Origin of the sequence: Mycobacterium sp. (assembly GCF_032162105.1) — a bacterium.
In the GTDB taxonomy this organism is placed as follows: Bacteria; Actinomycetota; Actinomycetes; order Mycobacteriales; family Mycobacteriaceae; genus Mycobacterium.
Map to the genome: position 1 here is coordinate 1 of NZ_JAVRPS010000580.1, position 5,536 is coordinate 5,536.

The 5,536-nt window shown below is 65.5% G+C and carries 6 protein-coding genes; 1 reads left to right on the forward strand and 5 read right to left on the reverse strand.

The features are described 5' to 3' along the window. The coding region (locus tag QOC69_RS29600) for an alpha/beta hydrolase (RefSeq protein ID WP_526446083.1) at positions 1-559 on the reverse strand (559 nt) is incomplete at its 3' end. A 253-nt stretch (positions 560-812) separates the two neighbouring features. On the opposite strand from QOC69_RS29600, the gene QOC69_RS29605 reads away from it, so the two are divergent. Further along, on the forward strand, positions 813-1,604 hold the full coding sequence (locus QOC69_RS29605) for an SDR family NAD(P)-dependent oxidoreductase (RefSeq protein ID WP_526446079.1): 792 nt from the start codon (positions 813-815) through the stop codon (positions 1,602-1,604). A 3-nt stretch (positions 1,605-1,607) separates the two neighbouring features. Here QOC69_RS29605 and QOC69_RS29610 read toward each other — a convergent pair whose 3' ends face one another. The 4 genes from QOC69_RS29610 to QOC69_RS29625 all read right to left on the reverse strand — a co-directional run. Further along, positions 1,608-2,627 carry an aminotransferase class IV gene (locus tag QOC69_RS29610; RefSeq protein WP_526446080.1) on the reverse strand — a complete coding sequence of 340 codons (1,020 nt, stop codon included), beginning with the start codon at positions 2,625-2,627 and terminating at the stop codon, positions 1,608-1,610. Positions 2,628-2,665: 38 nt separating this feature from the next. Further along, positions 2,666-4,162 (reverse strand): amino acid permease, encoded by a 1,497-nt coding sequence (locus tag QOC69_RS29615; RefSeq protein ID WP_526446081.1) that lies wholly within the window; start codon positions 4,160-4,162, stop codon positions 2,666-2,668. A gap of 130 nt (positions 4,163-4,292) precedes the next feature. Beyond that, a complete protein-coding gene (locus tag QOC69_RS29620; RefSeq protein ID WP_526446084.1) occupies positions 4,293-5,195 on the reverse strand; it encodes a LysR family transcriptional regulator in 903 nt (300 codons plus the stop codon). Positions 5,196-5,336: 141 nt separating this feature from the next. After that, a partial coding sequence (locus QOC69_RS29625) for an acyl-CoA dehydrogenase family protein (RefSeq protein ID WP_526446082.1) occupies positions 5,337-5,536 on the reverse strand: 200 nt, incomplete at its 5' end.

The window sequence follows — 5,536 nt, forward strand, 5'->3', positions numbered from 1 at the left end:
ACATGTTGATCAGGAACGGCCATGACCCCTCGGAGGGGTTCAGGAAGCCGGACAGCGACGCCGCGTACGGGAACTGCTCGGGGTGGTACATCGCCAAGACCATCGATGCCGAACCGGCCATCGACAGACCGACCGCCGCACTGCCCGTGGGCTTGACGTCCTTGTTGGCCTGCAGATATGCGGGCAGTTCCTGGGTGAGGAACGTCTCCCACTTGTACGTCTGGCAACCCGCCTTGCCGCAGGCGGGTTGGTACCAGTCGCTGTAGAAGCTGGATTGCCCACCGACCGGCAACACCAAGGACAGGCCGGATTGGTAGTACCACTCGAAGGCCGGGGTGTTGATGTCCCAGCCGTTGAAGTCGTCCTGAGCGCGCAGGCCGTCCAGCAGGTAGACCGCCGGTGAGTTGGGGCCACCACTCTGGAACTGGATCTTGATGTCCCTGCCCATGCTTGCGGACGGCACCTGGAGGTACTCGACCGGCAGACCCGGCCGCGAAAAGGCTCCGGCCGTGGCGGAACCGCCCGCGAACCCGATGAATACGGGCAGCAGGACCGCCATGACGGCCGTCAGAAGCAACCGGCGCACAAAGATCTCCCATCATCAGGCGGGGCGGCGTATCCACAGTATTGCCCCTGTGACCATTCGGAGCCGTCCCGCCGTCGGATGGTCTTCACATCGTCCGGCGTCGCCACGCATCGTCGCGCAGTCAAGCCGACTCCATGAAAACGGTGACACAAAATCCTGTCAATTTCATGTGAATCGCATCCGTTCGGGAGGAATAGTCCCGGCTCAACGGTGGTAATACTGCGGCGTGAACATCGACCTGACCGGAAAGACCGCACTCGTCACCGGCTCGACCCAGGGTATCGGCTACGCCATCGCCGAGGGTCTGGCCGGAAGCGGCGCCCGCGTCGCGGTGAACGGCCGGTCCGCCAACCGGGTCGCCGAGGCGGTCGCGGCGCTGAGCAAGGCGACCGACGGCGACGTGGTCGGCATCGCAGCAGACGTGACCACCGAGGACGGCGTCGCGGAGGTGGTGCGCGAACTGCCCGCCGTCGACATCCTGATCAACAACCTCGGCATCTTCGGCGCGGTCCCGGCCCGTGAGATCACCGACGAGCAGTGGCGCACCTACTTCGACGTGAACGTGCTCGCCGCGGTCCGCCTCATCCGCACCTACCTACCGGGCATGGTCGACCGACATTGGGGCCGGGTCATCCAGATCGCCAGCGACTCGGCGATCGTGATCCCGGAGGAGATGATCCACTACGGCGTCTCCAAGACGGCGCTGCTGGCGGTATCGCGTGGCTTCGCCAAGGACGCCGCGGGCACCGGCGTCACGGTGAACTCGGTGATCGCCGGTCCCACTCACACCGCAGGCGTCGAGGACTTCGTCTACGAGCTGGTCGACAAGTCCCTCTCATGGGACGAGGCGCAGCGGGAATTCATGCGCAAGCATCGGCCGCAGTCCCTGTTGCAGCGACTGATCGAGCCCGACGAGATCGCGAACATGGTCACGTACCTCAGCTCGCCGCTCTCCTCGGCGACAACGGGTGGAGCGCTTCGGGTCGATGGGGGATACGTCGACTCGATCCTGCCCTGACGGTCAGTACCGGATGGCCTCGATCAGCGGGCCGGGCTCGTCCATCAGCGCCCAGAAGCGGTCGCGGATGGCGACGGTGACGGGGCCTGGGATGCCGTCACCGATCTTCTCGCCGTCGAGCGTGTTGATCGGCGTGACCCCACCGGCGGTGGTGACGGCCATCAGCTCGTCGGCGTCGTAGAGCTCCTGGCTGGTGACGTCGCGCAGGGTGGCTTCGATGCCCATCTGGTCGGCGAGTTCGTAGACGGTCTTGCGGGTGATGCCTGGCAGTGCGTTGCGCGACGGGGACGCCAGCCTGCCGTCCTTGACGGTGACGACGTTGAAGCCTGGGCCTTCGGCCACGCAGTTGTCGGAGTCCAGCAGGATCGCGGTGCGCGCCCCCCGGTCCTTGGCCTCGAAGCTGGCCGCGGTCAGGTCACCCCACTGGTAGTTCTTGATGGTCGGGTCGACGGTGTTGCGGCCGGCGCGCCGGACGTGCCGCGGCACGATCGCGGTGGTGCCGAAGATCTGCTCGGCCGGGGGGAAGGCCCACAGGTAGGGGATCGCGTAGATGTACACCTGATGGGTCAGCTTGGAAAGATCCTTCTCGCCCTTCTTCTTTCCGTAGCCGCGGGTGATGGTCAGGTTGACGAACGACTCGCGCAGCTGCGACATCGACACGCACTTCTTGGTAATTTCGGCGAGCTCGTCTTTGCTCATGCCTGCGTCGAGGCGCAGCTTGCGGGCGCCGTCGAGCAGCCGGTCGATGTGGTCGTCGAGCCGAAAGATGTTGCCGTGCCACACGTGCGCAACGGTATAGGTGACGTCGGAGTGCCCGAACCCGGTGTCGAAGATCGAGATCTTGGCGTCTTCGGCCGGGATGTACTCGCCCTCGATCCAGGCCACGCCGCCCGCGAACGGGCTGGAGGTGTCGAGTTCGTAGTCGCTGTACTGGATCACCGAGCCGGGCGGAGTGTCCTCTCGGATCGCGGCGCCGGGTTCGACGGCGACCAGATTGCTGGTGCCGAGGTCGGTGACGGTCATGATGTTCCCTTCTTCAAGATGTTGTAAGACAATCGAATTCAGCTGGTGTGGGTCTTGGCGTAGTCGGGCCCCGCCTCACCGCTGGTGAGTCGTTTGCGTAGCCCGGTCACCGCCCAGATCCCTGCGAGGACGACGAGGCCGAGGAAGACGTAGCCGTTGCCGGCGAACTGCGGCAGGAAGATCAGCGCCACGCAAACGAGCGTAAAGCAGATCAGGCCGACGACGTAGATCGGCATGCGTGCGCGGCCGAGGTCGAACGTCCCGGGTTCGGCGGCGGGGATGGTGCCCCGACGATGCCCGATGATCAGGGCGATGGTCTGCAGTACGTAGGTGGCGAAGACCGCCAGCGACGAGAGCCCGAGGATCAGCAGGAAGGCCTTCTCGCTGACCAGGGCGAAGAGCAGCAGGGCAGTCGAGAAGCCGAACAGGCCGAGCACCGCGTACGTGGGGGTGCGATTGGTCGCAGACACATGTCGCCAGACGTGGGAGAACGGCAGCATGTTGTCACGGGCCATCGAGTAGGTCAGTCGCGTCGCCACCAGAATGTTGGCCAGGATGCAGGCCATGACGTTGGTCAGCGCCACGGCGACAACGATTTTCGTGATGACCGGGCCGACCTGCTGGGTGATGATCTCCTCGATCGGAGCCGCGGAGGCGGCCGCAACGGCGTCTTGGTCGCGGATCGCCAGCACGTAGACGACGTACATGCCGAACTCGATGATGATCGAGGTGGCCAAGGCGTAGAACATCGTACGGGGAATGACGTGCCGCGCGTTCACGGTTTCCTCGGCGACGTCGGCGCTGGCCTCCACGCCGATCAAACCGAAGAACGGACCGAGTGACGCCGCCAGCCACGCCAGGATGTAAGCGCTGTTGCCATCTGAGGTTCCGCCGCTGAACAGCACCGAGAGGGGCTGATGATTATCCGGTGTGGAGAAGGCGACGACCGCCACCAGGATCGTCGCACCGACCGTGATGACCAACTCCAGGCTGACGCCGATGTTGTTGACCATCGTGGCGAACCGCACCCCGTAGAGATTGACCAGCATGCAGACGGCCATGACTCCGATGGCGACGAGGATCTGCGCGGTCTGGGTCATGGCCCATCCGAACAAGCCGCCGAGATAGCCGGAGAGGATGAATCCCACACCGGTCATCCCGCAGATCCACCCGGCAAGGGCCATCACGCCGGTGAACCACGCGAGGTTGGAGCCATGAATGCGACTGGTCCACTGGTAGGCGTAGCCGGCCAGCGGGATCTTCGCGGTCAGATCGGCGGCGATGACGACCCAGACGAGGAACACCGCAGCGGCGAGCAGCAGCGTCCACACGAAGGGCGCGCCCGCGGTGAAGTAGCCAGCGCCGAAGCCGGTGAACACCGCCGTGGTGGCGCTGATCGTCGCGAAGCCGATCGCGAAGGACGCGAGCCTGCCGACCGAGCGATCGAGCTTCTGGGTGTAGCCGAACTGGGCCAGCCGGGTGTCCTCGTCGTCACTCGGCTTCTGCGCGGTGACGGGTGGTGCGGTATCGGTCATGGGGTGCTCCAGGTCAGGAGGGTCGAACGGGACGACGACCTTGTAGTCGAATGCACCGAGGAAACTCCTCCTGAGCTGCTTGCGGAAGTTCCAGTTTCTGATCTACTGATAACTTCGCTTTATCAATGGGCTAGAAATAGGTGGCGGGACGTTCCTGCGACTGGCCTTCACCGAAACTCCACTCGTCGCGGACCTGGCGGACCAACGCGGCCGCGTCATGGCTCAGAGTCGCGGGATTCCACGCTAGGGCCGTGTAGTTGCGCGGTCGGTCGGTGATCGGCACGTAGACGATTCCCTGCCTACCGTAGAGTCGCGCGCTGGCTTCGCTGGTGAAGCTGATGCCGAGCCCTCGCGCAATGGTCGTCGTCTCCTCCTCATAGGTGGCGGCGACGGCCGCGATCGTCGGCGGCCGCCCGTCGCGCGCATCCATCGCCATCCAGTAGTCCCGCCATCGTCCGGCGCTGCCCGGCGCGACCACGATGGGGTCGTCCAACAATTCGGCGATGGACAACTCGGCTCGCTGCGCGAGTCGGTGATCCCGGGGCAGGCAAGCCACCCAGTTCTCGGCGTCGAGGATCAGCATCCGGTGTTCGGGCAGATCCACCGGCGGCCGGATGATCGCCACCTCGGTGGAGCCGTCGGCCAGGCCGGCAGTCGGGTCGGAGAAGTCGAATTCCCGTGGCTCCACACTGATTTCGGGATACGCGGTCTCGAAGTGCCGGACCAGTCGGAACAGCACGTCGGCGCCGGTGCCGATCAGGTAGCCCAGCCGGATGCGCCGGTCGCGCCGGGACGCCGAGACGAGGTCGTCGACGGCGGCGTCCACGCCCCGAAGCGCGTCCTGAACCTTGGGCAACCACGCCGCGCCGAGGTCGGTCAGTGCCACCTCGCGTGTACTTCGGGTGAACAGGACGGCGCCTGTCTGATGTTCGAGCTGCTTGATGGCAGTGGACAGCGCGGGCTGCGTGATGAACAGCCGCTCTGCGGCACGCCGATAGTTCAGCTCTTCGCCCAGCACGACGAAGTAGCGCAGCTGCCGTAGCGTGACGCCGTCCTTGCTGCTCGTGACACCCTCCTAGGCCGCGACGTCGTCCAATCGTGTCACGCAACTTCCGACCTCGCGCACACATCGTCGACGACTCGGACGGCTTGGCCGTGCGGGCGCCCCCGCCGCTTACGGGTCGCGCGGCAGGCCGAGCAGCCGCTCGGCGATGATGTTCAACTGCACCTCGGTCGTGCCGCCGTAGATCGTCGTGGCCCGGCCCGCGAGGAGGTACTCGGCCCACCTGCCGGACAGCTGCTCGGAATCGCCGACGGCCGCATCGGTGCCGAACGACGACACCCCGAACTCGGCGTAACCCTGGCCGGTCTTCA

Coding starts and splice junctions, on each gene's coding strand:
- QOC69_RS29610 (WP_526446080.1), bottom strand. CDS start 2,627: ATGACCGTCACCGACCTCGGCACCAGCAATCTGGTCGCCGTCGAACCC.
- QOC69_RS29615 (WP_526446081.1), bottom strand. CDS start 4,162: ATGACCGATACCGCACCACCCGTCACCGCGCAGAAGCCGAGTGACGAC.